This window comes from Sphingomonas sp. SRI_018 (genome assembly GCF_057586275.1).
The window spans coordinates 228,240-251,500 of the sequence record NZ_JBYCZO010000003.1; the positions used below are offsets into that span (position 1 = coordinate 228,240).

14 protein-coding genes are annotated in these 23,261 nt (G+C 67.1%); 6 read left to right on the forward strand and 8 right to left on the reverse strand.

Features of this window, described 5'->3' with window-relative positions:
- Positions 1–153 precede the first annotated feature (153 nt).
- Together AC2YHA_RS16575 and AC2YHA_RS16580 are read left to right on the forward strand one after the other, a co-directional pair.
- A complete protein-coding gene (locus tag AC2YHA_RS16575; RefSeq protein WP_487402487.1) occupies positions 154–477 on the forward strand; it encodes a DUF485 domain-containing protein in 324 nt (107 codons plus the stop codon).
- Positions 474–2,192 (forward strand): cation acetate symporter, encoded by a 1,719-nt coding sequence (locus tag AC2YHA_RS16580; protein ID WP_487402488.1) that lies wholly within the window; start codon positions 474–476, stop codon positions 2,190–2,192. Before AC2YHA_RS16575 ends, AC2YHA_RS16580 begins: the two co-directional genes overlap by 4 nt.
- Before the next feature lie 22 nt (positions 2,193–2,214).
- Here the strand turns inward: AC2YHA_RS16580 and AC2YHA_RS16585 are convergent, their stop codons facing one another.
- Positions 2,215–4,125 (reverse strand): M48 family metallopeptidase, encoded by a 1,911-nt coding sequence (locus tag AC2YHA_RS16585; RefSeq protein WP_487402489.1) that lies wholly within the window; start codon positions 4,123–4,125, stop codon positions 2,215–2,217.
- A gap of 134 nt (positions 4,126–4,259) precedes the next feature.
- Here AC2YHA_RS16585 and AC2YHA_RS16590 point away from each other — a divergent pair, with 134 nt between their 5' ends.
- Both AC2YHA_RS16590 and AC2YHA_RS16595 read left to right on the forward strand, forming a co-directional pair.
- Entirely contained in the window at positions 4,260–5,114 is an 855-nt protein-coding gene (locus AC2YHA_RS16590) for a TolB family protein (RefSeq protein WP_487402490.1), read from the forward strand.
- A gap of 110 nt (positions 5,115–5,224) precedes the next feature.
- A complete protein-coding gene (locus AC2YHA_RS16595) occupies positions 5,225–5,971 on the forward strand; it encodes an isocitrate lyase/PEP mutase family protein (protein ID WP_487402491.1) in 747 nt (248 codons plus the stop codon).
- Between the two features lie 159 nt (positions 5,972–6,130).
- On the opposite strand, the gene AC2YHA_RS16600 is transcribed toward AC2YHA_RS16595, so the two are convergent.
- Together AC2YHA_RS16600 and folK are read right to left on the reverse strand one after the other, a co-directional pair.
- Complete coding sequence (locus AC2YHA_RS16600; RefSeq protein WP_487402492.1) at positions 6,131–10,816, reverse strand: autotransporter domain-containing protein; 4,686 nt, start codon at positions 10,814–10,816, stop codon at positions 6,131–6,133.
- Positions 10,817–11,803: 987 nt separating this feature from the next.
- Positions 11,804–12,289 (reverse strand): 2-amino-4-hydroxy-6-hydroxymethyldihydropteridine diphosphokinase, encoded by a 486-nt coding sequence (folK, locus tag AC2YHA_RS16605; protein WP_487402493.1) that lies wholly within the window; start codon positions 12,287–12,289, stop codon positions 11,804–11,806.
- Between the two features lie 22 nt (positions 12,290–12,311).
- Between folK and AC2YHA_RS16610 the strand changes: the two genes are divergently transcribed.
- Both AC2YHA_RS16610 and AC2YHA_RS16615 read left to right on the forward strand, forming a co-directional pair.
- On the forward strand, positions 12,312–12,968 hold the full coding sequence (locus tag AC2YHA_RS16610; protein WP_487402494.1) for a uracil-DNA glycosylase: 657 nt from the start codon (positions 12,312–12,314) through the stop codon (positions 12,966–12,968).
- A 54-nt stretch (positions 12,969–13,022) separates the two neighbouring features.
- Positions 13,023–14,363, forward strand: a complete 1,341-nt coding sequence (locus AC2YHA_RS16615) for an Nramp family divalent metal transporter (protein ID WP_487402495.1) — start codon at positions 13,023–13,025, stop codon at positions 14,361–14,363.
- On the opposite strand, the gene AC2YHA_RS16620 is transcribed toward AC2YHA_RS16615, so the two are convergent.
- From AC2YHA_RS16620 to AC2YHA_RS16640, 5 genes are read right to left on the reverse strand one after another with little or no spacing between them, the layout of a single operon-like run.
- A complete protein-coding gene (locus AC2YHA_RS16620) occupies positions 14,355–15,884 on the reverse strand; it encodes an MFS transporter (RefSeq protein WP_487402496.1) in 1,530 nt (509 codons plus the stop codon). The genes AC2YHA_RS16615 and AC2YHA_RS16620 overlap by 9 nt on opposite strands.
- Positions 15,866–16,783 (reverse strand): alpha/beta hydrolase, encoded by a 918-nt coding sequence (locus tag AC2YHA_RS16625; RefSeq protein ID WP_487402497.1) that lies wholly within the window; start codon positions 16,781–16,783, stop codon positions 15,866–15,868. Before AC2YHA_RS16625 ends, AC2YHA_RS16620 begins: the two co-directional genes overlap by 19 nt.
- Before the next feature lie 10 nt (positions 16,784–16,793).
- A complete protein-coding gene (locus AC2YHA_RS16630) occupies positions 16,794–18,419 on the reverse strand; it encodes an alpha-glucosidase family protein (RefSeq protein WP_487402498.1) in 1,626 nt (541 codons plus the stop codon).
- The gene (locus AC2YHA_RS16635) at positions 18,416–20,239 is read right to left on the reverse strand and encodes an alpha-amylase family glycosyl hydrolase (RefSeq protein ID WP_487402499.1); all 1,824 of its coding nucleotides are present in this window, start codon (positions 20,237–20,239) and stop codon (positions 18,416–18,418) included. Before AC2YHA_RS16635 ends, AC2YHA_RS16630 begins: the two co-directional genes overlap by 4 nt.
- 60 nt (positions 20,240–20,299) lie before the next feature.
- The gene (locus AC2YHA_RS16640; RefSeq protein WP_487402500.1) at positions 20,300–23,107 is read right to left on the reverse strand and encodes a TonB-dependent receptor; all 2,808 of its coding nucleotides are present in this window, start codon (positions 23,105–23,107) and stop codon (positions 20,300–20,302) included.
- Between the last annotated feature and the right edge of the window lie 154 nt (positions 23,108–23,261).

Sequence of the window (23,261 nt, forward strand, 5' to 3'; positions counted from 1 at the left end):
GGTTGCAAGGCTCAGGCAATGGCTGTCGAAGCCGGCGCGAATGTCCCCCGACAATAACCTTTGCCACTCCGCCACAATCCGGGCAGGTTCCCGGCACCGCCGGAATCGCAACCAGATCACGGCGGAACCTGAAAAGAGGGGGATGCCGGCACGATGCCCGATGAAACCACCGACAGCGCGCGCCTGCGGCAGGTCGCCGCCGATCCCCGGTACCAGGCGCTGGTCGCCCGCCGGTCGCGCTTCGCCTGGCTGCTGACGGCAATCATGCTGGTCGTCTTCTTCGGCTATGTCCTGCTGATCGCCTTCGACAAGACGCTGCTGGCCCGCCCGATCGGCGGCGGGACGACCACGCTCGGCATCCCGCTCGGCCTCGCCGTCATCCTCGTCGGCATCGTGCTGACCGGCGTCTACGTCTGCCGCGCCAACCGCGACTTCGACCCCGCCGTCCGCGCCATCCGCGAGGATGCCGGCAAGTGAAGCGCCCCCTCCTCACGCCCCGCCTCGCTCTGCTCCTGTTCGCCCTCGCCCTGCCCGGCGCAGCGCTGGCCGACGCCCTCACCGGTGAGGCGCAGCAGCAGCGGACCAACTGGCCCGCCATCCTGATGTTCGGCGCCTTCGTCCTCTTCACCCTCGGCATCACCCGCTGGGCGGCGCGCAAGACCCGCACCACCGCCGATTTCTATGCGGCCGGCGGCGGCATCACCGGCTTCCAGAACGGCCTCGCCATCGCCGGCGACTATATGTCGGCGGCGTCCTTCCTTGGCATCTCGGCGCAGATCTTCGCCGACGGCTATGACGGCCTCATCTACTCGACCGGCTTCCTGGTCGGCTGGCCGATCATCCTGTTCCTGCTCGCCGAGCGGCTGCGCAACCTCGGCCGCTACACCTTCGCCGACGTCGCCTCCTTCCGCTTCGCGCAGGCGCCGGTACGGCTGTTCGCCGCGTTCAGCACGCTCGCGGTCGTGCTCTTCTACCTGATCGCGCAGATGGTAGGCGCCGGGCAGCTCATCAAGCTGCTGTTCGGCCTGCCCTATGGCTATGCCGTGGTGATCGTCGGCGTGCTGATGACGCTCTATGTGTTGTTCGGCGGGATGATCGCCACCACCTGGGTGCAGATCATCAAGGCGGTGCTGCTGCTCGGCTGCGCGAGCGTGATGGCGGTCGCGGTGCTGGCGAGCGTCGGCTTCTCGCCCGACGCGCTGTTCGCCCGCGCGGTCGAGGTGAAGACGATGCTCGCCGCCAAGGCGGGCGCCGACCCCGCCGCCGCGGCCGAGAAAGGCCGCTCGATCATGAGTCCGGGCAACTTCATCAAGGATCCCATCTCGGCGATCTCGTTCGGCATGGCGCTGATGTTCGGCACCGCCGGCCTGCCGCATATCCTGATGCGCTTCTTCACCGTTCCCGACGCGCGGGAGGCGCGCAAGTCAGTGCTGTGGGCGACCGGCTGGATCGGCTATTTCTATCTCCTCACCTTCATCATCGGCTTCGGAGCGATCGTGCTGGTCGCGACCGACCCGGCCTTCCTCGATCCCGCGACCGGAGCCTTGCGGGGCGGCGGCAACATGGCCGCGATCAATCTCGCCGACGCGATCGGCGGCGACCTGTTCCTCGGCTTCGTCTGCGCGGTCGCCTTCGCCACCATCCTCGCCGTGGTCTCCGGCCTGACGCTGGCCGGCGCGTCGGCGGTGAGCCACGATCTCTACGCCTCGGTGTTCCGCCACGGCCGCGCCGGCTCGGAGGACGAGCTGCGCGTCTCGCGCCGCACCGTCGTGGTGCTGGCGGTGGTCGCTATCCTGCTCGGTATCATCTTCGAGAAGCAGAACGTCGCCTTCATGGTCAGCCTCGCCTTCGCGCTCGCCGCCTCGGCCAACTTCCCGGTGTTGCTGCTGTCGGTGCTGTGGAAGGGCTGCACGACCCGCGGCGTCGTCTGGGGCGGCTCGATCGGGCTGGTGCTCGCGTTGGTGCTCACCATCCTGTCGCCGGCAGTGTGGGTCACGGTGCTCGGCAATGCCGCGCCGGTCTTTCCCTATACCTCGCCGGCGATCTTCTCGATGCCGGTCGCCTTCCTGGTGATCTGGATCGTCTCGCTGCTCGATCGCTCAGGCCGCGCCGCCGTCGACCGCGACGGCTATCTCGAGCAGCGCGTCCGTTCCGAGACCGGCATCGGCGCCGCCACCGCGAGCGCGCATTGAGATCGGGGCAAACGGGCGCCGTCTAGGCGTCCTCCGCATGGAGCTCGCTGCCGGCGACCCTAGCCAGCCGCCGGTCGAGCCAGGCGACCTGCCGCGTGCGCTGGAAGCCGAGCGTGTCGCCATAATCGAGCAGGACGGCGATCACCCCGTCGATCACCTCCTGCCCGTCGGCGCCGGCATGGCCGGAGAAGACGAACACGATCTGCTCGCCGCCGCTGCCCGGAAACCGCCGCCGGGCCGCACGGACTTGGCGAAGGCCGACGACCTGACTCAGCCGCTGTCGCACGGCCTCGCGCACCCCGTCGCTCCAGTCGAGCGGGAGCAGCTCGACGGCCGGATCGATCTCGCGCCGCTCCTTCTCGGCGAGATTCTCGCGGAGCGCGGCCCGATGCAGCCGCTCGATCCACGGTTCGATTTCGGCATGGCGGCCGGCATCGCTCAGATGGCCTGCGATCAGGTCGCACGCAGCCGCCTCCAGCATCGGCACCGCCTCCGCCGCCGCTTCGAGCTCCGCGATTCCCGCCTCGTCCCCGGTGCGGAGGAGCAGCTCGCCCAGATGGAAGCGCAGGCCGTGCAGGTCGGGTTCGCTCGCAAGCAACGCGCGCAGATAGGGTATCGCCGCCGCGTCGCCGCGCACCGTGCGAACCAGATCGAGATGATGCTCCTGCTCCTCGCGCGTCAGCTCACCGCGGGACAGGCGCTCCTCGAGCGCGTCGAGGTCGGCGATCTCCTGCCGCCGCCTTTCCCTCGCCTCGGCCCACCATTCGCTGGCGGTCCGCCACCAGCTCTCATCCAGTTCGTCTGCCAGCCGATCGGCGATCGGCCCGAGCAGTTCGTCCGCAGCGCTTCTAACCAGGGGCTGCGGCACTCGCCCCTCGCAGCCCAGGGCGCGGAGGCGATCGGCCAGACTCGGATGCGTATCGCCAAGCCCCGTTGCGACCGCGAGCGCCGTCTCCAGACCCTGGCGGTCGGCGCCGTCGCCTTCCGCTCGTGTCAGATGCTCCGCGGCGCTTCGAAAAGGCATGGCCGTCGGCGCGCCATGCTGATGCGACTCCGACCATAGCCGTTGCCAGCTCCGATCGAAGCGCTCGCTCTGAAGTCGCACGCGCACCAGCGCCGCCCCGGCGGTCGCCTGATCAGTCACCCGTGCCGCCGTCCGGTCAGCCTCGAATTCCTGCTGACGGGCGAGCACGAAACTATAGGCATTGAACCAAGGCACGTAGCGGCGCACGAACCACCGCATCACGCTTGCCGTCGCGCCATGCTCGAGAGCGGACGCTATCTGCCACCAGCGCAGACGTACGCGATAAGTGAAGGCGGTCCACCGGCCGTGCGCGCCGACGAAATGGCCGAGCTCGTGCCCGATCACCGCAGTCACCTCGTCGCGGCTCAGGCCCTGCAGCAAGGGCAGGCCGAGGATCAGCGTATTGAACGATCCGCCGAACAGTCCGAACCGCGGCTGCTGGACGATCGCGGCGTTGAACTCGCCCGTAACCACCACCTCATGGATGCGCGGCCCGCCCGTCGCTCGCCGGAGCTGCTCGACCATGACGTCTAGCGCCGGCGCCTCGGCGGCATCGAGCCTGCGTCCTTCGATCGGCTCCGCCCGCACGATGAGCGACCGCAGGATGGCGAGGCCGACGATGCCGCAAATGATGGCGATCTTGATCTCGAGCCCTGCCGCCCAGTGAAAGAAGAAGATCATCGCGACCATCGCCACGGCGATCGCCGCCAGCGCCAGGACCACCAGGCCGACGAAACCATAGCCGAGCAGAGCGGCCAGCACGACCTTGCGCGCATATCCGCGCGGCCGCTGCGCCGCTTCGCGTTCCAGCCGCGCGACTAGCGGCCCGTACCGCTCGTCGACACCGGCCGGCATGCTCCATTCGCCCGCCGGCTCGCTGACCTGGAGCCGCCTTCCCCCGAACACCATTGCCGATTCTTTCCCCGGTCCCCGGTTGCACGGTCGCCCAATCGGCCGTCGTCTGCAAGGCTACCGGGCTTGCCTCTCCTCATCCTTGCCGGTACGCATTGGCACATAACAGGAACGAATGGGGAGCGGAGACGATGCGCGCGTGGCGTCAGACGGTGATGGTTGCGGCTGCCGTCCTCTCTCCCGCCACCCTCGCGGCCGATGCCGGCTGGGCGCCGCCCCCGCCGCTCTCGACCGACCAGTTCGAATCGCATCCCGCCTTCGATCCCCTGACCGGCGACGTCTGGTTCGTCCGCTCGAAGCCCGATTTCAGCGGCTGGCGCATTCTCTACAGCCGCTGCGGCCCGCGCGGCTGGGAAGCGGCTAGGGACGCCCCGATCGCCGGCGACGGGCTGGAGGCCGACCCGGTCTTCACCGACGGCGGCCGCCGGTTGTGGTTCATCTCGAACCGCAGCACCGACGGCATCCGCCGCAAGGACCTGGATATCTGGACCGTCTCGCGCAGGGCAGACGGCCGCTGGGGCACGCCCGAACGGCTGCCGGCGCCGATCAATTCGGATGGGCAGGAGTGGTTCCCCCGCGAAGCGCCCGATGGCTGGCTCTATTTCGGCTCGAACCGCCCCGGCGGCATCGGCAAGACCGATATCTGGCGCGCCCGCCGGACGAACGGCGGCTGGACGGTCGAGAACGCCGGCCCCGCGATCAACGGCCCCGGCGACGATTACGAGCCGCTGGTCTCTCCCGACGGCACGCGCATGCTGATCGCAACCGCCGAGGGCTATTACGAAAGCCGACGTGGCCCGCACGGCTGGCTGCCAAGGACGAAGCTCGGCCCCGACTACAACGTCAACGGCACCGAGATCGGCGCGCTGTTCGCACCCTCCGGCAGGGCGGTGCTGATCGCCCGCGACGTCGGCGGCGGCAAGTCCGGCGAGCTGGTGCTGATCGGCAGGCCCGAGCCGCAGTGGCCGCCGCGCTGCCGGGGTTGACCGCAAGTTTCAGGAGGCGTCCGCCGCCGCCCCCTGCCATCGCCTGATCGTCGTCCGGGTTTCCGCCGGATGCGGTAAAGAGCGGTTCGAGTCACGGAGAGGGAGAAGCCATGTCGAAGTTCCAGCAGTTCACCGCGCTCCACGTCGCCGGCACGCCGCTCGTGCTGTTCAACGCCTGGGACGCCGGCAGCGCCCGCGCAGTTGCGCGCGCCGGTGCCCGGGCGATCGCCACCGGCAGCTGGTCGGTCGCCGACGCACACGGTCTCGCCGACGGCGAAGGCGTGCCGGTCGACCTCGTGATCGCCAACGCCGCACGGATCGTGGGTGCCGTTGACCTTCCCGTCACTATCGACTTCGAGGCCGGCTATGCCGCCGACGCAGAAGGCCTCGCCGCCAACGTCACCGCGCTCGCGGCCACGGGTGCGATCGGCTGCAACTTCGAGGACGGCCTCGCCGGCGGCGGCCTCCGCCCGGCAGCGGATCACGCCGCCCGCATCGCCGTCGCGCGCAAGGCGGCGGGCGCGGATTTCTTCATCAACGCGCGCACCGACATCTTCCTCCAGGCCAAACCCGACACGCATGACGCCGCCAAGGCGGAAGACGCCATCGCCCGAGCCCACGCCTACGCCGAGGCCGGCGCCAGCGGCTTCTTCGTACCTGGACTGGTCGACCTCGACCTGCTCGCGCGCGTCTGCCGCGAATCGCCGCTGCCGGTGAACGCGATGACCTGGCCCGGCGCGCCCTCCAACGCCGAGTTCGCCGCGGCTGGTGTCGCCCGGATCAGCTACGGTCCCGGCCCCTATCGTATCGCGATGCAGGCGGTCGAGGACGCGGCGCGTGCGATCTACATCGGCTAAGCGCTCGGGTCGGATGAGGTTGAACCTAGCTGCCTTTCCCGCCTCATATCCGTCTTTGGTCGATCTCCTGCCGATGCAATGTCCTGCACGGAAGATTATGGATCGATCCGATGTTCCTGGATCGGTCGATCCACAATGTCGCCCCCGCGCCTGCCCTCTCTAAAACCGCATCTGCAGGCCGACGCTCGCTTCCTGTCCCGTACTATCGGCGCCGAATTCGCTGCCGACACGGGCCGTGAGCATGGTCGATTGCGAAAGACGCGCGTTCAGTCCGGCGGAAACCGTGGCCAGGGTACGGCTTCTCCCCGCACCATAGGCAAGCATCGATCCGGTTGAGATGTCCGTGAAATCGGCCCTGGCGGTCACCGTCCGCCCGGATAGCTGGCTGCGCGCTCCTGCCGAGAGCCACGGCTGCAACATATGGCTCGGGCTGCCGGTCAGCTTCAGGGCAGCGCCCAGGAAAGTGGCGTCGGTCTTGGCGCCGCTCACCGACAAGTCGAAGGGCCTACCGTCCGCCTCCCGCACCGCTGCGCGCTTTGTATCGATCCGTGTCGCGCCCAGCTCGGGACTGAGCGTCCAGCCGTCCGACAGATCGAAGTCGTAGCTGAGATGGACGTCATAGATCCAGCTGTTCAGATCGTAATGCCCGCGAGCCTTGTCGCCGGGAAGCGCGCGATCGGTGTCGGCGTTGCTGCCGTCATGCGCGACCAACGCAGTCACCGCGACCCGATCGACCTGCAGCTTGCCGACAACGCCCGCGATGACGCCATCCGCGTCAGTGCTGGCGCCCAGCTCGCGAAGGCGCTGCGAAGCGCTCGCCCAGCCGACGAATGCGCCGATCGACGCCCGCTCGGAGCCGTAGCCCACGCCGCCGACGAGCCCATGGGCCGAAATGTCGGCGCGGGCTGTTCCTCTGGCAGCCTGTCCGGGCAAGTCACGCCAGCCGCCGAACACCTGTCCGAAGGTGAAAAGCCCCGCGTCGCTGCGCCCCTCCCCCATGGCGAAGCTCCGACTGGCCGAGACCAGCGCCAGCCCCTTCTCGACGCCGATTTGGGTGGCCGAGGCATAGGCTTCCGGCGAGAGCTGCCGCATTGCCGTGTCGCTCGCAAAGCCGTTGGCGTCGAGCAGGGACGGGACGGCGGCGAGCATCGCGGCCGGCAGGGATGCGTCGGCCAGCACGCCGTTCAGATAATCGGCGACCCGCGCCGCCTGCGCATTGGCACCTGCCGTCAGCATGAACTGCCCGCGCAATTCGATGCCGTCGGCCGTCTGGACGATCAGGCCCAATATGGCAGGGGCATTGATCGTGCTGAAGCGGCCGGAGATGCTGTCGCTCGCCGTGATGAGGTCATAGGTCACGCCCGGCGTGAGCGGCCGCGACCCGGTGAGGGTGAGTGTCGCGCCGTCCGCGATGGTGACCTTGCCATTGACGACGATGGCATCGCTGACGGTCGGCGTTATCTCGAAGAGCGTGGTGGAGCCGCTCGCCAGCGACAATGCGCCGTTGATGGTCATCGTGCCGGGGGAAGCGCCCGGGCTCAATGTGCCTTGGACGTTCACATCGCCATTGACGGTCCCGGCGCTGCCGAAGGTCGCGCCGCTGGCGACGTCGAAGCGCCTCGCGGTCATGGTCGAGCCGAGCGCGCCGACGACCCGGCCACCGATGATCGCGAACGTGCCCAGGCTGTTGATCGAGTTGTTCTCCGCGACGCGGAAAATGCCGTTCGAAACCTCGATGGAGTCGAAGCTGGCGGGTTCGGCGTAGACGATCGTCCCGCTGCCGATCTGCCGGAGATTCTGGAAGTTCCGATAGCGCGACGCCTGATATGTGCCGTTGGCGTCGGCATCCACGATCAACGCGTTGATGCCCGCCCCACCGTCGACCGTGCCGGTCAGCACGCCGCTGGCCGACTGGGTATAGCTGTCGTCGCCCGAGCCGAAGGTGACGTCGCCGTCGATCGTCCCGTAATTCTCCACGCGGTTGCTGCCATCCCCCAGGGCGAGGGAACCGGCGATCGTGCCGTTGTTGCGGATATAGTCGTCCGCTGCACCCGTCTGCACGGCGCCAGCCAGGCGAGCGCTGCCGGTGTCGATCCAGCCGCTGCCGCGGACGATGCCGGCGTTGACCAGCGTCAGAGCGCCGGCGGCGGAGAGGATCGCGATCGAATCCTGCCCGTCCGCAGCGATCAGCCCACCGGCCTTGTTGTTCAGAGACAGGCCGGCAGGGGCCGCAGCGCGGATCGTGACAGCGGGATACACATAAGTGAGGGGATTCCCCTGGTAATCGACGCTGTCGAAGCGAACGCCGTCACCCGAGGTGCGGATCGTGCCGGAGTTGGTGAGGGACACCGCCGTGATCGTGTCGGCGACGGTGTTCACCGGATAATCGAAACGGCTGTAAACAGAAATGCCCGCCAGATCGCCCTCGATCACACCTTGGTTGTCGAAGGAAATGGCGCCTTTGCCGCCGTTGCCCGACGCCGTAATGTTGACCGCGGCGACCTCGGTCGACCGTATCGTGCCCTTGTTGACGATGCTGGCTGCCGGCGAAGTGGCCGTTGTCGAAAATCGCATGGCGATCGTCATGCCGCCGTCGATGATGCCGTCGTTGCTGGCCGTCAGCGTCGATAGATCGGATGCCCCTAGATACACGGCCGATCGGAAATAGCCCGTCGTGCCGGCGATACTTCCCGAATTGTCGAAGTTCACGACATCGTTGGCCGAAATCCAGGCGCCGTAGGTGCCGATGTTGCCGCTGTTGGTGAAGCTGCGCGTGCTGATCGACGCGCCGCCGATATCGGCTTCGTTCGTGAAGCTTGCCAATATCGGCGGGATGGTCAGAAGGCTCGTCTGATAGGTGCCGACGAGATCGGTTGTGGAGGCGCGGTTGATGATCCTGCCATCGCCGCCCACGTTGATGGCGCTGGTCAGGACCGTGTCGGCGACCAGTGTCAGCGTCGTGTCGGATCCTGATGCGACCGAAAGCCGCTCCTCGAAATTCCGTGCTTCGGTGATCGGACGATCGACGGCGACTGTGCTCGTTTCGGCATATTCCGTGCCGAAGATGTCCCTCCCCTCCCCGCCATCGATGATGCCGGTCACGCCCGTCGTCCCGGATTTGGCGTAAAAGAGATCGTTCCCGGCACCGAACAGCAGATCCCCCTGGAGCGTACCGCCCTGCGCGATGTAGCTGCTCGGATAATAGGACTGGCCGCCGTAAGGGGCATAGGCGAGATCGACCGTGCCGATGATCGAGCCGCTGTTGACGACCGATCCGCCCTGGAGCTGAATGGCAGTGCCGTTGCCGCCGCGGATCACGCCGGCAGCATCATTCCGGATCGTCGCAGTATAGCCGGAAATCGCCGCCGTGGTCAGGCTCTCCAACGTGCCGGCATTGTGGATGCTCGTACTGGAGCTGTCGACCCAGACGGCCTGGTTGCCGACCCTTACGATGCCGTTGTTGGTAACTTCACGGGCGGTGATGCCTTGCGATGCCGTTCCGCCGGGCGCCTCGATGATGGAGCCGTTGTTGATCACCTCCGCAGCGCCGCTGATCGCGATGGCGCGATCCAGCAGGATCGTCCCGTCGTTGACGACCTTGCCGCCTTCGCGGATGACGACAGGCAGGGCGAAATTGGCCGGCAGCGCGTTCTGGTAACTGATCGTGCCCTTGTTGGTGAACTGCCCGGCGGAGCCGAGATAGACCGCTGCGCCATATTCCGGATAGGTCAGGGCGCCGGTGTCCTGTCGGCGGATAGTGATGTCACCGTGACTGACGATCAGGAGATCGGAATTCTCCCAGGACGCACCGGGAAGCTGGAAGGGGGCGGCGACGGTGATCGCCGTGCCGTCCGTGATTGTGAAATCGGCATCGAGGTCGACCGTGCCGTGCCCGCCGAGCGTCAGGCTCTCGGTTCGTGCCGTGGCGGCATTCAGGCCGAGCGTTGCCCCCTCGGCCACCTCATAGCTGACGCTGCCGAAATCGGCGACTTTGCCCAGCATCTGGGTCGCGTCGGACGTGACCTGGTAGCGAAGCGCCGCGCCATTGGCGGTCACCGTGCCGTTGATGCCGGTGAAGCCGCTGCCGGTCCGGCTGCTCAGATCGGCGATGAACGTGTCGCTCTTGCTGAGCGTCAGGTCGCCGTTGAGGACGCCGCCTTTCTGGGCAAAGAAGGTGTTGCCGCTATATGGCGAGTTGCTGGCGAGGTAGACGTCGCCTTCGATCGTGCCGGCATTGATGACCGTTGCCCCGTAGACCCCGCCCGCACCGGCTTCCGGTCCGATGGCCATGGTGCCGCCGCGGATCACACCTCCCGCCTGATTGTAGAGCGTGCCGCCGGCAACCACAGCCGTTCCGGCAGAGGAGATCAGACCGCTGTTGAACAGAGTTCCGCCCATCTGGCGGACTCCGACCTTGGCACCATCGATCGTGCCGCTGTTTTCGATCTGATTACCGGCGCCCCATTCGATGGTGAGCGCGGTGCCCGCCGTCGAGCGGATCGTACCGCTGTTCGCGAAGGAGCCCCAACTGAATACAACCGCGTTGTTGGTCGCCGTTATCGTGCCGCTGTTGGTAAAATCGACACTGCCACCGGCGCGCAGCGCATCGCCTATGATGTCGATCGTCCCGGCATTGTCGAATGCCATGCCGTACAGCGATATGGCTCCGCCGTTGCCGTTGGAATTGCCGGTAATCGTCCCGAGGTTGGAGAATTCAAGGCTGTACGCATAGCCGTCACCTGCCTGCAGCCCGAGATAGCCGTTCGCGACCAGATTGGTCCGGTTGATCACCGTCCCGCTGCCGGAAAGGGTGAGCGGCCCCGCCCAGGCGAAGCCATCCGCCACGATCGGATGCTACGACAAGGCCTCCGGTCTGCATGCCCTCGCACTTGGTCGTCTGGTCGGCGAGGGGGGGATCGGGGACGCACTGCGCCAATGCAGCGGTGCCGGAAAGCGCCGCGACTGCAAGCGCGCTCATACTCAACGCATAGCGATAAGCTCGCCGCCTAGCGGAAAAAATGGCCATGAATCCCCCCGTAAAACGGATAGACTCTATGGGAAGCCAACTCGATTCTGTCTAGAGTGGATCGAAGTCTTGTTAAATCGGAATATCCCGATACTGTATTCATATTGCTTTAGAAGATTCCCAAGCACCAGGGGATTGTTTTCTGCCTGATCGAGCTCCGTCCGATCGAGCGATGTAACTCGAGTTGGTCGAAGGAACTCGCCGTTTCGCGGCGAACAGCGGATCTTGAACCTCATGTTTCGCGCAATGATGGCTGTCAACGTCGCTATCGACGGACACGGCGACAAAGCACTGCCGGAGGTTGAGGGAAGGCACTGGGCCCGGAATATAGAAGGAGCGGTCTATTCGACCGCCCCTTCGTCGCGTTCGGCAGGCTGATGAGATTACCTCGAATTGGTGAGCCCTGCTGGATTCGAACCAGCGACCTACTGATTAACCTCCCACTTCGGCTTTCGCCGCCCCGTTACCGGGTTCGTGGTCTGGACCTTCCCTTCACCTTATCCCGAAGGACGTAGGTGGGTGCCGTCAGGCCTCTACACCTTCCCCGTTGCCGGGGCTTGGCTCGGGATTGCCGTCGCCGCGACGCGGACGGGTTCCCCGACTTTGACACCTTCTCATCCGCCAATTTCTCGGCGGTGACTCCAATCGAAGTCAGTTGCTCTACCGACTGAGCTAAGGGCCCTCACTATCAAATCTCGATCAAAACCGTTTCGCGACCTCCTCCAACAACTTGCATCTGCACTATAATCAGTCCGGTCGTCACGCAGCTGAAAGCCGCTTGCCCTACCGACTGAGCTACGGAACCGCTAAGGCTGCGCCCTACGTGTGGCGCGCGGCCGGGTCAACCGCGCGAGGAGGTGATGGACGCTGAGGCCGGTCACCGGATCGCGCCAGCGGGACGCGATCGCGGCCAGCGGCTGGAGAACGAACAGGCGCTCGCGGAAAGCCATGTGCGGCACGATCAGGCCCGCGCTCGCCCACGCGCCTTCGGACCAGAGGATGATATCGAGGTCGATCACCCTGGCGCCCCAGCGCCGGCCGCGGCGGCGGCCGAAGGCGTGCTCGATCGCCTTCAGGCGACGGAGCAGGACATCCGGTGCCTCGTCCGTCCTGACGATCGCGGCGGCATTGGCGTAGCGGCGCAGGGACGGGCCCATCGCGACGCTGCCGACGATCGGCGAGACCGCGATCGGCTTCAGCAGCGCCAGCGCCGCGCGCACCTCGTCCTCCGGGCCGCCGTGCCGCCCCCTCCGGTTCGATCCCAGCGCGATCGCGTAGCTTGTGAGCCCCATGCGCCTGCCCTAGCGGAGATGCGTGAGCTTCGCACCCGGCCCCATTCCCGCAACCGAGCCGCCGCGCGATTGCCCGCGCTGTCCGCGGCTGGTGGCGTTGCGGGAGGCGCTCAGGGTCGAGCATCCAGGCTGGTGGAATGCACCCGTTCCGGCGTTCGGTGATCCGGAAAGCTGGCTCGGCATCATCGGCCTTGCCCCCGGCAAGCACGGCGCCAACCGCACCGGGCGGCCGTTCACCGGCGACTATGCCGGCGAGTTGCTGTTCGGCACGCTGGCGAAGTTCGGTCTCGCCGCCGGCCGTTACGAGGGACGGCCCGACGACGGCCTGCGCCTCACCGGCGCGGTCATCCTCAATTCGGTCAAATGCCTGCCGCCCGAGAACAAGCCGACACCGGAGGAAACCCGGACCTGCCGGACTTTCCTCGACGGCCAGGTCGCGGCGCTGCCCCGGCTGCGCGTGTTCGTCGCGCTCGGCCAGATCGCGCACCAGTCGGCGGTGAAGGTGCTGGGCGGCAAGCTGCCCAAGGCGCGCTTCGCCCATCTTGCCGAGCATCGCATGCCCGACGGGCGTATCCTGATCGATAGCTATCACTGCTCGCGCTACAACCAGAACACCGGCCGGCTGACGGCGGAGATGTTCGAGGCCGTTTTCGCGCGCGCCGTAGCGCTCGGCGGTTGAGCCGGGACGATGCGCACCACATAAAGGGTCCGGATCAACCGGGGAAAGGATCATATGGCGCCGCCGCCCGTTGCCGACGCTGTCGTGCCGCCGCCTTCGCCGAGCCTGTCCCCAAGCCTTTCCGAGGTCCACCGCTCGGTGCATGTGCCGGCCGTCGCGGGCTTCTGGCGCAAGCTCGGCGCGTTCGCGGGGCCAGGCTATCTGGTCGCGGTCGGCTATATGGACCCGGGCAACTGGGCGACCGACCTCGCCGGCGGGTCGGCGTTCGGCTATACGCTGCTCTCGGTCATCCTACTGTCGAACATCATGGCGATGGTGCTGCAGGCGCTGTCGGCCAAGCTCGGCATCATCGGCGGCATGGATCTGGCCCAGGCGTGCCGCGCCAACTACTCGCGTCCGGTCAACATCGCGCTGTGGCTGCTGTGCGAGCTGGCGATCATCGCCTGCGACCTGGCCGAGGTGATCGGCACCGCGATCGCGCTGCAGCTGCTGCTCGGCATCCCGCTGGTCGCGGGCATCGCGATCACCGCGGTGGATGTGCTCCTGATCCTCGCGCTCCAGCGCTACGGATTCCGCAAGCTGGAGGCGTTCATCGTCGCCCTGCTGATCATCATCGCCGGCTGCTTCGCGCTCGAGCTCGTCTTCGCCCAGCCGAGCCTGGCGGGGATCGCGCGCGGGCTGATTCCCAGCCCGGAGATCGTCACCAACCCGGCGATGCTCTACATCGCGATCGGCATCCTCGGCGCGACGGTGATGCCGCACAATCTCTATCTCCACTCGGCGGTGGTGCAGACGCGCGCCTTCGCCCCGACGCCCGAGGGCAGGCGCGAGGCGCTGAAGCTCGCGACGATCGATTCGAGCGTGGCGCTGATGCTGGCGCTGTTCATCAACGCCGCGATCCTGATCCTCGCCGCCGCGGCGTTCCACACCACCGGCCGCACCGAGGTCGCCGAGATCCAGGATGCCTATCGGCTGCTGACTCCGGTGCTCGGCGTCGGCGCGGCGAGCGTGATCTTCGCGATCGCCTTGCTCGCCTCGGGGCAGAACTCCACCGTCACCGGCACGCTTGCCGGGCAGATCGTGATGGAGGGATTCCTCGACATCCGCCTGCCGGTGTGGCTGCGGCGGCTGGTCACGCGGATGATCGCGATCGTGCCGGCGGCGATCGTCGCCGGCCTCTACGGCGAGAGCGGCACCGCCAGGCTGCTGGTGCTGAGCCAAGTGGTGCTGAGCCTGCAGCTGCCCTTCGCGATGGTGCCGCTCGTCCAGTTCACCAGCAGCCGGCGATTGATGGGCGAGCATGCCAGCCGCGGATGGCTGCTCGCCGCGGCCTGGCTGATCTGCACGGTGGTGATCGGGCTCAACGTAACGCTGCTGGCCGGCGTGCTATTGTAGGTCCTCGCGCACCCTGAGGATCAGGATCGCCGCGCCGACGAAGCAGGCGGCGGCGATCGGGAACGAGACGATCGGCGCGTGCGGATAGAGCGCATGGGCGAGCGATCCCATCACGCTCGACACCACGAGCTGCGGCAGCACGATGAAGATGTTGAACAGACCCATGTACACACCGAGCTTCGCCTGCGGCAGGCTGGCGCTGAGCAGAGAATAGGGGATGGTCAGGATCGATGCCCAGGCCATGCCGATGCCGACCATCGACAGGATCAGCGGCGTCGGACTGGCGATCATCAGCACCGAGGCGAAGCCGAGCGCGCCGGCGACGAGGTTTACCGCATGGAGCCGCGTCGCGCCGATCCGCTCGGCGAGCGCGGGCAGGATGAAGGCGTAGAGCGCCGCCACGCCGTTGTAGACTGCGAACAGCACGCCGACCCAGTCGGCGCCGTCGTTATAGGCTCGCCCCACCGCTTCGGTTGCGCCGAACTGATAGCGGGTGACGATCGGCGTCGCATAGATCCACAGGATGAACAGGCCGAACCACGACAGGAACTGGACGAGCGCGAGCTTGCGCATCGTCGGCGGCATGTTGGCGAGGTCGCTCAGCAGATGATTGAGCAGCGAATCGCGCCGGCCCTTTGCCACGGCGACGGCGTTGACGATCTGCGCGGCGTCGAACGCGGCAAGGCCGAAGCCGAGGACGTAGAGCGGCTTGTCGAGGCCCAGCCACCATACGCCCGCCGCCAGCGCGAGCCCGACCGCCAGCCACAGGCCACCGACGGCCGCGCGCGGCGCGCCGAGCGGCGCATGCTCCGCCTCGACCGTCGTCGCGCCGAACCGCGCCAGCTCCTCGGGCGAATACTCGCGCGTCGTCAGCACCGTCCACAGCACCGCCGCGAACAAGGCCACCGCGCCGATATGGAAGGCATAGGCGACCGCCGGCGGGATCGTCCCCGGCGCGGCGGTATTGCTGACGCCCAGCACCTTGGTGAGGAAAGCGGGTGCGAGCGAGGCCAGCACCGCGCCCGTGCCGATGAAGATGGTCTGGAAAGCATAGCCGCGCGTGCGCTGCCGCTCGTCGACCATGTCGCCGACGAAGGCGCGGAACGGCTCCATCGAGATGTTGATCGAGGCGTCGAGCATCCACAGCAGCCCCGCCGCCATCCACAGCGCCGATGCGCTCGGGAACAGCGCCAGCGCGAGCGAGGCGAGGACCGCGCCCATGAGGAAATAGGGCCGGCGCCGGCCGAGCCTGCCCCAGGTGCGGTCGCTGAAATGGCCGATGATCGGCTGGACGATCAGGCCGGTAACCGGCCCTGCGATCCACAGGATCGGCAGGTCGTCGATCGAGGCGCCGAGCGTCTGGAAGATGCGGCTGACGTTCGCGCCCTGCAGCGCGAAGCCGACCTGGATGCCGAGGAAGCCGAACGAGAGGTTCCACAGCTGCCAGAAGCCGAGCAGCGGACGGCGCTGGCCTGCCTTGCCAGTCTCGTCCAGCGCCTCGCTCACCGCGCCAGCAGCCATCCCAACACCTCGTCGAGCCGTGCCGCCCAGCTCAGCTCCTCGTGCGCGGCGCCGGGATAGATGCGGCTCTCATAGTCGCGGCCCCGTTTCCAGCCGAGACGGGCGAAGTCGGCATCGATCGCCTCCTGATACGGGCCGTAGGCCGCGTCGAGCGTCGCGGTGCCGTGATCGCTCCAGATGCGGCGGCCGGCGGGCGCGCCGAGACGGGTGTCGAGGTAGTTCCGCCACAACGCCGCGACATCTGGATTGAACGGCCCGATCGTGGCGGGATCGCCGAGCGGCCAATGGGACGACAGGAGCGCGGCCTTGCCGAACACGCGCGGATATTCTGCGATCGCCGCCAGCGAGATCAGTCCGCCCATGCTGGACCCGGCGATCGCGGTATGGTCGCGGTCGGGTCGGGTACGATAGTCGCGGTCGATCGCCGGCTTGAGCTCGTCCACGATGAAGCGGAGATAGGCGTCCGAGCTGATCGCGCCGTCGGCGAGGCGGTCGAGTCCCGTCCGTATCGAGGCGGGCGCGGCATCGTAGACGGTCTTCGGCAGATATTGCCGATAGCGCGCCTTGTCCGGGTTCCAGATGCCGACGACGATGACCGGCGCGATCCGCTTCATCGCGACCAGCCGCCGGATCGAGACGTCGACGCCCCACACTTTCTTGAATGCCGACAGATTGGGGTCGAACAGATTCTGCCCGTCGTGCATGTAGAGCACGCCGTAGCGCCGCTTGCCGCCGTCATAGCCCGGCGGCAGCCAGATGGTGACGTGCGGCGCCGCGATGTTGGCCGAGGGCATCGCCGCGACCTCGACGAAGCGGCCGTTGTCCTGGGCGCCGGCAGGAGAGGCGCACGCGATCGCCATGCCCAGCAGGACGAGCACCAGGCGAGAGAGGAAGGTCACCGTTCCGCCCTCACCCGATCCGCCGCGCGACGAAGCCCGACAACGCCGGCAGGCTCCAGCCTTCACCATCCCGGCTGCGCGCAACGACTTGCCAGCGGGCCGGCTGCGGCGGCTCCCAGCCGCTGTCCTCATGGGCGAAGTTGAAGGCGCAGATCATGTGCTCGCCATCATAGGTGCGCTCGAAGACGAGTAGCTTATCCGAAGCCTCGATCACCGTCATGTCGCCGATCAGCAGCGCGTCATGCGCCTTGCGCAGCGCCAGCACCTCGCGGGTGAAGGCGAGCATCGAGTGCGGATCCCGCGCCTGCACGTCCACCGCCAGGTCGGCGTGGTCGGGGCCGACCGGCAGCCATGGCTTGCCCGAGGTGAAGCCCAGCGCATGGGCGTCGTGCCGCCACGGCATCGGCGTGCGTGCGCCGTCGCGCGACAGAGTGAGCGGCCAGTTGCTGATCGCCTCCGGGTCCTGGAGGTCGTCGTAGCCGACCTCGACCTGGGTCAGCCCCAGCTCCTCGCCGTAATAGAGGAAGATGTTGCCGCGCAGCGTCGCCAGCAGCAGCATCTTCATCCGCGCGAAGCGGCCGTAGTCGGCAGGGTCCGCCCAGCGCGAGAGGGCGCGCGGCGCGTCGTGGTTCTCGAACGCCCAGCTCGGCCAGCTCATGTCGGGACCGGACGGCCAGCGCTCGACCGCGTCGCGGATGATGCGCGGCGTCAGCTCCGACGCATAGAGGAAGTCGAAGCCATAGGCGGTGTTGAGCCCGCGCTCGCGATGGGTGAACAGCTTCATCTCGCGGTCGCTGTCGGCGCCGCCGACCTCGGCCACGGTGAAGCGGTCGCCATAGGCGTCGAGGCTGGCGCGGACGCGGGCGAGGAAGTCGGGGATCTCCGGCTGCGACTGGTTGTGGATGTGGAGCTGATAGTCGAACGAGCGCGTGCGTGGGCTGCCGTCGTCGGGCGCGGGCGGATTGTCGGTCAGCGCCGGATTGTGCATCGTGAAGTTGATCGCGTCGAGGCGGAAGCCGTCGACGCCGCGGTCGAGCCAAAAGCAGCCGACCTCGATCAGCGCCTGCTGCACCGCGGGGTTGCGCACGTTGAGCTGCGGCTGGGAACTCAGGAAGTTGTGGAGATAGTATTGCCGGCGCCGCGCGTCCCAGGTCCAGGCCGGGCCGCCGAACACCGACTGCCAGTTGTTGGGCGGGCCGCCGTCGGACTTGGCGTCAGCCCAAACGTACCAATCGGCCTTGGCGTTGGTGCGGTCGGAGCGGCTTTCGAGAAACCAGCCGTGGACATCCGAGGTGTGAGAGTAGACTTGGTCGACGATCACCTTCAGACCGAGCGCGTGCGCGCGTTGGACAAGCGCGTCGAAATCGTCCAGCGTCCCGAAGATGGGGTCGACGTCGCAATAGTCGGCGACGTCATAGCCGAAGTCCTTCATCGGCGAGGGGAAGAAGGGCGACAGCCAGATCGCGTCGACACCGAGCGACGCGACATGATCGAGATGCGCGGTGATGCCGGGAAGGTCCCCCACCCCGTCGCCGTTCGAATCGGCGAAGCTGCGCGGGTAGATCTGGTAGATCGACGCACCTCGCCACCATTCGCGCATCGCGCGCGGCGCCGGCTTCGGGTTCGCCTCGCTCATTTCGCCTCCCCGGCCGCGCAGACGGCATAGCCGAGCGCCGGCAGCCTGACGGCCACACTGCCGGGCCGCGTCGCCTGCGCCGGGCACGCGCCCGCGAGCGCCGTGAAACTCGTGGAATTCACCTCGACTTCGACATTGGCCGCAATCGGTGCGGTGGAAGTGTTGTAGAGCAGCAGCATTTCCCTTCCGTTGTCGGGTTCGAAGCGCGACACCGCGAACAGCCCCGGCTTGTCGCCGGCGAAGCGCACGACCTGACGCCCGCGCCGGAGCGCCGCATGTCCGGTGCGGATGCGCGCGAGCGTGGCGATCTCGCGGTAGAGCGGATGATCGGTATCGAAGTTGGAATCGGCCGTGGTCCTGGTCGTGCCGAGCAGCCGGTTGTCGTTGTAGCTCGCCACCTTCGACGGGAACATGTCCTCGCGCGCGTCCTGGTCGCCGCCGTCGCCGACGAACCCCTGCTCGTCGCCCGAATAGATCGTCGGCACGCCGCGCAGCGTCAGCAGCATCGCATGGGCGAGCAGATCGCGCTTCAGCAGCTCGTCGGGGGTCGCCTTGGGATTGATGGCCGCGTCCGTCGTGGCGGTGCGCCCGGCATCGTGATTGCTGACGAAGGTCGGCAGCCGCCGCGCGGTCGCCTCGCCGCCCTCGTAGAGCGGATCGGCGGCGAAAATGCGCGCCAGCTGATCGGTGCCGCCCTTGCCGGCGCTGGCCTCGTTGACCGCGAGCGCGAAGGCGAAGTCGAGCACCGTCGGCAGCTTGTCCACGCGCGTGTGGTGCGCCAGCGCCGCCGGATCGGGATCAGCCACCTCGCCGAAGATATGGAAATTGGGGATGCCCTTCGCCTTCGCCCGCTCGAGCATCGCAGGCACGAACGCCTGCCAGAATTCGGGATTCACATGCCGCGCGGTGTCGATGCGGAAGCCGTCGACGCCGAACCGGTCGATCCAGCCGCCGAAGATGTCGATCATGCCCGCGACGACGCGCGGATTCTCGGTCATCAGGTCGTCGAGCCCGACGAAATCGCCCATCGTCGAGCTCTCGCCCGCGAAGGTCGAGTTGCCACGGTTGTGGTAGTAGATCGGATCGTTGAGCCAAGCCGGCACCTTCACCCGCGCCTCGGCCGGCGGAACGAAGGGGGTATAGGCATAGGTCGGGTCGGTGAGCCTGGCGAAATTCTCCGCCGTCTGCACGCCGTCGCCCGCGAAGCCGGGATTGATCGCCGCTCCGCCGGTCCCGCCGCGTGCCTGATAGGGATAGTCGGCGCGGCTGCGATAGGGGCAGTCCCGCCCTTGGCACTCGCGGAACTGGATCACGTCAGCGGTGTGGTTGGCGACGATGTCCATATAGACCTTGATCCCGCGCGCGTGCGCGGCGTCGACCAGCGCCTTGAAGTCGGCATTTGTGCCGAAATGCGGATCGACCTGAGTGAAATCGGTGATCCAATAGCCGTGATAGCCGGCCGATTCCTGCCCCGGCGGGCCCTGCACCGGCTTGTTCTTGAAGATCGGCGCCACCCAGATCGCGGTGATGCCGAGCCCTTGGAGATAGTCGAGCCGCTGGGTCACGCCCTTGAGGTCGCCGCCGTGGTAGAACCCCTTGGCGGCGGGGTCGAAGCCCGTCTTCAGGCGATCCCCGGACAGCCCGCCGCGATCGTTCGCCGGATCGCCGTTCTCGAACCGGTCGGGCAGCAGGAAGTAGATGACCTCGTCCTCGGGCAGCCGATCGCGGAAACCTGCCTGCGACTGCGCCGCGACCGGCACCGGCGCGCCCGCGATCGCCAGCGCGGAGATCAGCAGGGCCGCAGCCCTCGAAACCGTCATCGCACTCTACTCCGATGCGTGTCGCCTGCCCGCCGAAGAGCGGACAGGCGATGCAATTGCTCAGAATTTGTAGGTGAATCCCGCCAGGAAGCGGCGGCCATAGGTCTGGTAGTCGATCACCTGCTCGGGATGCCCGGGATTGTAGGTCTTGAACGGTTCGTCGGTGAGGTTCTGGCCCTGGAGGTACAGCGACAGGCCCTTGAACGCGCCGTCCGAGAAATCATAGCCGATCTGCGCATCGACGATCGTCTCCGGCGCGGCGCGGCGGCGGACGGGGGTGGCGCCGAACGCGGAGACGTCGCCGATGAAGGTCGAGCGGTAACGGACGCTGCCGCGCGCCGAGAAGCCCCATTTCTCGAAGAAGGCGGTGCCGTTCACCACCCACTTCGAATAGCCGGGCAGATTGTCGGTGGGGTCGCCGGGCCGGGGATGGATCTTGGTGATCGTATAGGAGCCGCCGCCGGTCAGGCCGAAGCCGTCGAGCGCACTGACGACGCCGCCGAGCGGGAGCGTGCCGGCCAGCTCGACGCCGTAGAGCTTGCCGCCCTTGCCGTTGATCGGCACGGTCATGAAGCCGTTGTAGTTGATCGTGCGCGGACGAATGACCCCGTCGGCGCCCATGTAGGTGCCCGGATCGCCGACCGGATAGCCGGTGAAGTCGAACGGGATGGTCGCGTTGTAGACGTAGCTTTCGAGGTCCTTCCAGAAGAACTGCGCCGCGAGATAGCCGCGCGTGCCGAAATATTTCTCGAAGGTGAGGTCGGCGGCCCAGGCGCGCCACGGCCGCAGCACCGGGTTGCCCGAGCTGCCATCCACGCGGGCGACGGCGGGATCGCCGCCGGCGCCCATATTGAAGCCGTAGCTGGTCGACGCCTTCATGTCGTCGAGCTTGGGCCGGATGATCTCGCGCGCCGCGCCGAAGCGGATCACGAAGTCGCTCGGGAAGCGCAGCGACAGGTTGAGGCTGGGCAGCCAGTCGTCGAAGGTCGCGCCCTCGTGCCGCGCGATGCCCAGGATGTTGGGCGATCCGTTGGGGTTGAAGCCCGCGAATATAGCCGACGCGCCGTTCGAATGCTGCGAGGTGGCGGCGAACTGGACGCCGACGTTGCCGGTCAGCTCGGCCGATCCGACGTGCGACTTGATGTTCGCCTGGAGATAGGCGGTCATCACCTTTTCGGAGACGTCATAGCCCTTCACCACGACGTCGCCATAGGGGTTGGCGATCAGGTGGTAGATGCCCGAATTGAGCAGCGCGACCGGATCGTAGCTGATGACCGGCCCCAGCCCGAGATAGGACAGGTTGGTGGTGCCGAGCCGGAACTCCGGCGGCACCGGCACGCTCACCGTCTCGTCGGTGTTGGCGACGAGGCCGACGAACGCCTCGTTCGGCGTCAGCGACTTGCTGCGATCGGTATAGTTCAGGCCGAACTGGACGCTGCGCAGGAAACCGTTGTCGATCTCCTTCTCCACCTCCGCGCGATACTGCCACAGCCGGTCCTTGATGACGCGGTTGTTGTAATAGCCGTCCTGGCCGCCGCGGATGGCGTCGCCATTCAGGCCGATCAGCGTGCCGCCCCACCCTTGCGGGCTGGTGAGCAGGATGGTGTTCCAGTCGCCATAGTCGAGCGCATGATCGAAGGTCGTGCCGCTGCCCGACGAGCGGAAATTGACCGTGTCGGTCGCGCCCGATCCGACGCGGCCGGTGCCGGCATAGGTCTCCAGCGTCAGCTCGTTGCGGTCGGTGCGCGAATGGCTGACGTCGAACGTCGCCTTCCACCCGTCGTCGCCCTCGTACTTGCCGTTCCAGCCGAACGAATAGAGCTTGGCATGGCGCTGGAAGGCATCGTTGCGGACGACGCCCTTGACTCCGGTATAGGTGCCCGAGGTGACGAGGCCGTCGGTCGCCTGCGCATTGGTGAGCGGCACGCCGCCCCACAGCAGCGGCATCTCGACGCCGCGCTTGATCTGGTCGTCCTTGAAGTCCGAATAGAAGGCGTCGAAGGTGGTGGTGAATTCCGGCGCGGGCCGCCACTGGACCGTGCCCTGGAGACCGAGCCGCTTGAGCGTAGTCGAGGTGTTGTAGGACTTGGAGCCGCCGATCACCGGGCCGGCCGGGGTATCTGCATAGCCCCAGCTGTTGAACTCCTGGATCTGGTACGGCTCGTCGACATAGCTCGCCGACAGCGCGACGCCGATCGTGTCATTGGCGAACTTGTCGACATAGGTGCCGTTGACGCGGTAGCCATATTCCTTCGACCCGGCGTTGAGCTTGCCGAGATCGGAATAGATACCGCGCGCGCCGACCGAGATGACGCGCTTGCCATAGTCGAGCGGGCGGATGGTGCGCAGGTCGACCGTGCCGGCGAGGCCCTGGCCGACCAGGCTAGCCATCGGCGTCTTGTAGACGTTGACCTGGCTGATCACCTCGGACGGATACTGGTCGTACTCGACCGCGCGGTTGTCGCCGGTCGAGGTCTGCTCGCGGCCGTTGAGCAGCGTGGTCGAGAAGTCCGGCGCGAAGCCGCGGATCGAGATGACGTTCGAGCGGCCCGACACGCGCTGCGAGGTGAGGCCCGGCAGGCGCGCGATCGATTCGGCGATCGAGGCGTCGGGGAGCTTGCCGATGTCCTCCGCCGAGATCGATTCGACGACCTGGTCGCGGTTCTTCTTCTCCGCCACCGCGCTCTCGAGCGCCGCGCGGAAGCCGGTGACGACGATGTCCTGTTGATCCGGCTGGTCCGGCACCTGGGTGTCCGGCACCGCGGTATCGGCCGACTGGGCGAAGGACGGCGCCGCCGCCAGCGCCATCGCCAGCGCGCTCGCGCCGACCGAAAGCCGGGCCGCCATGGAAGAATTGAGCTTGGTCATCAGTCCCCTCCCGATCTGCCGGCGGCCTCTCAAATGTCCGCTCGGCTGGTATCTGAAGGTCGTGTGTGTCGCCGCGGCCACTCAATTCCAAGATTCCGGCATACGTATTCAGCCTCAGCTTCCGCTTGTCTGCGGGCGCGACTAGGATGAGTTG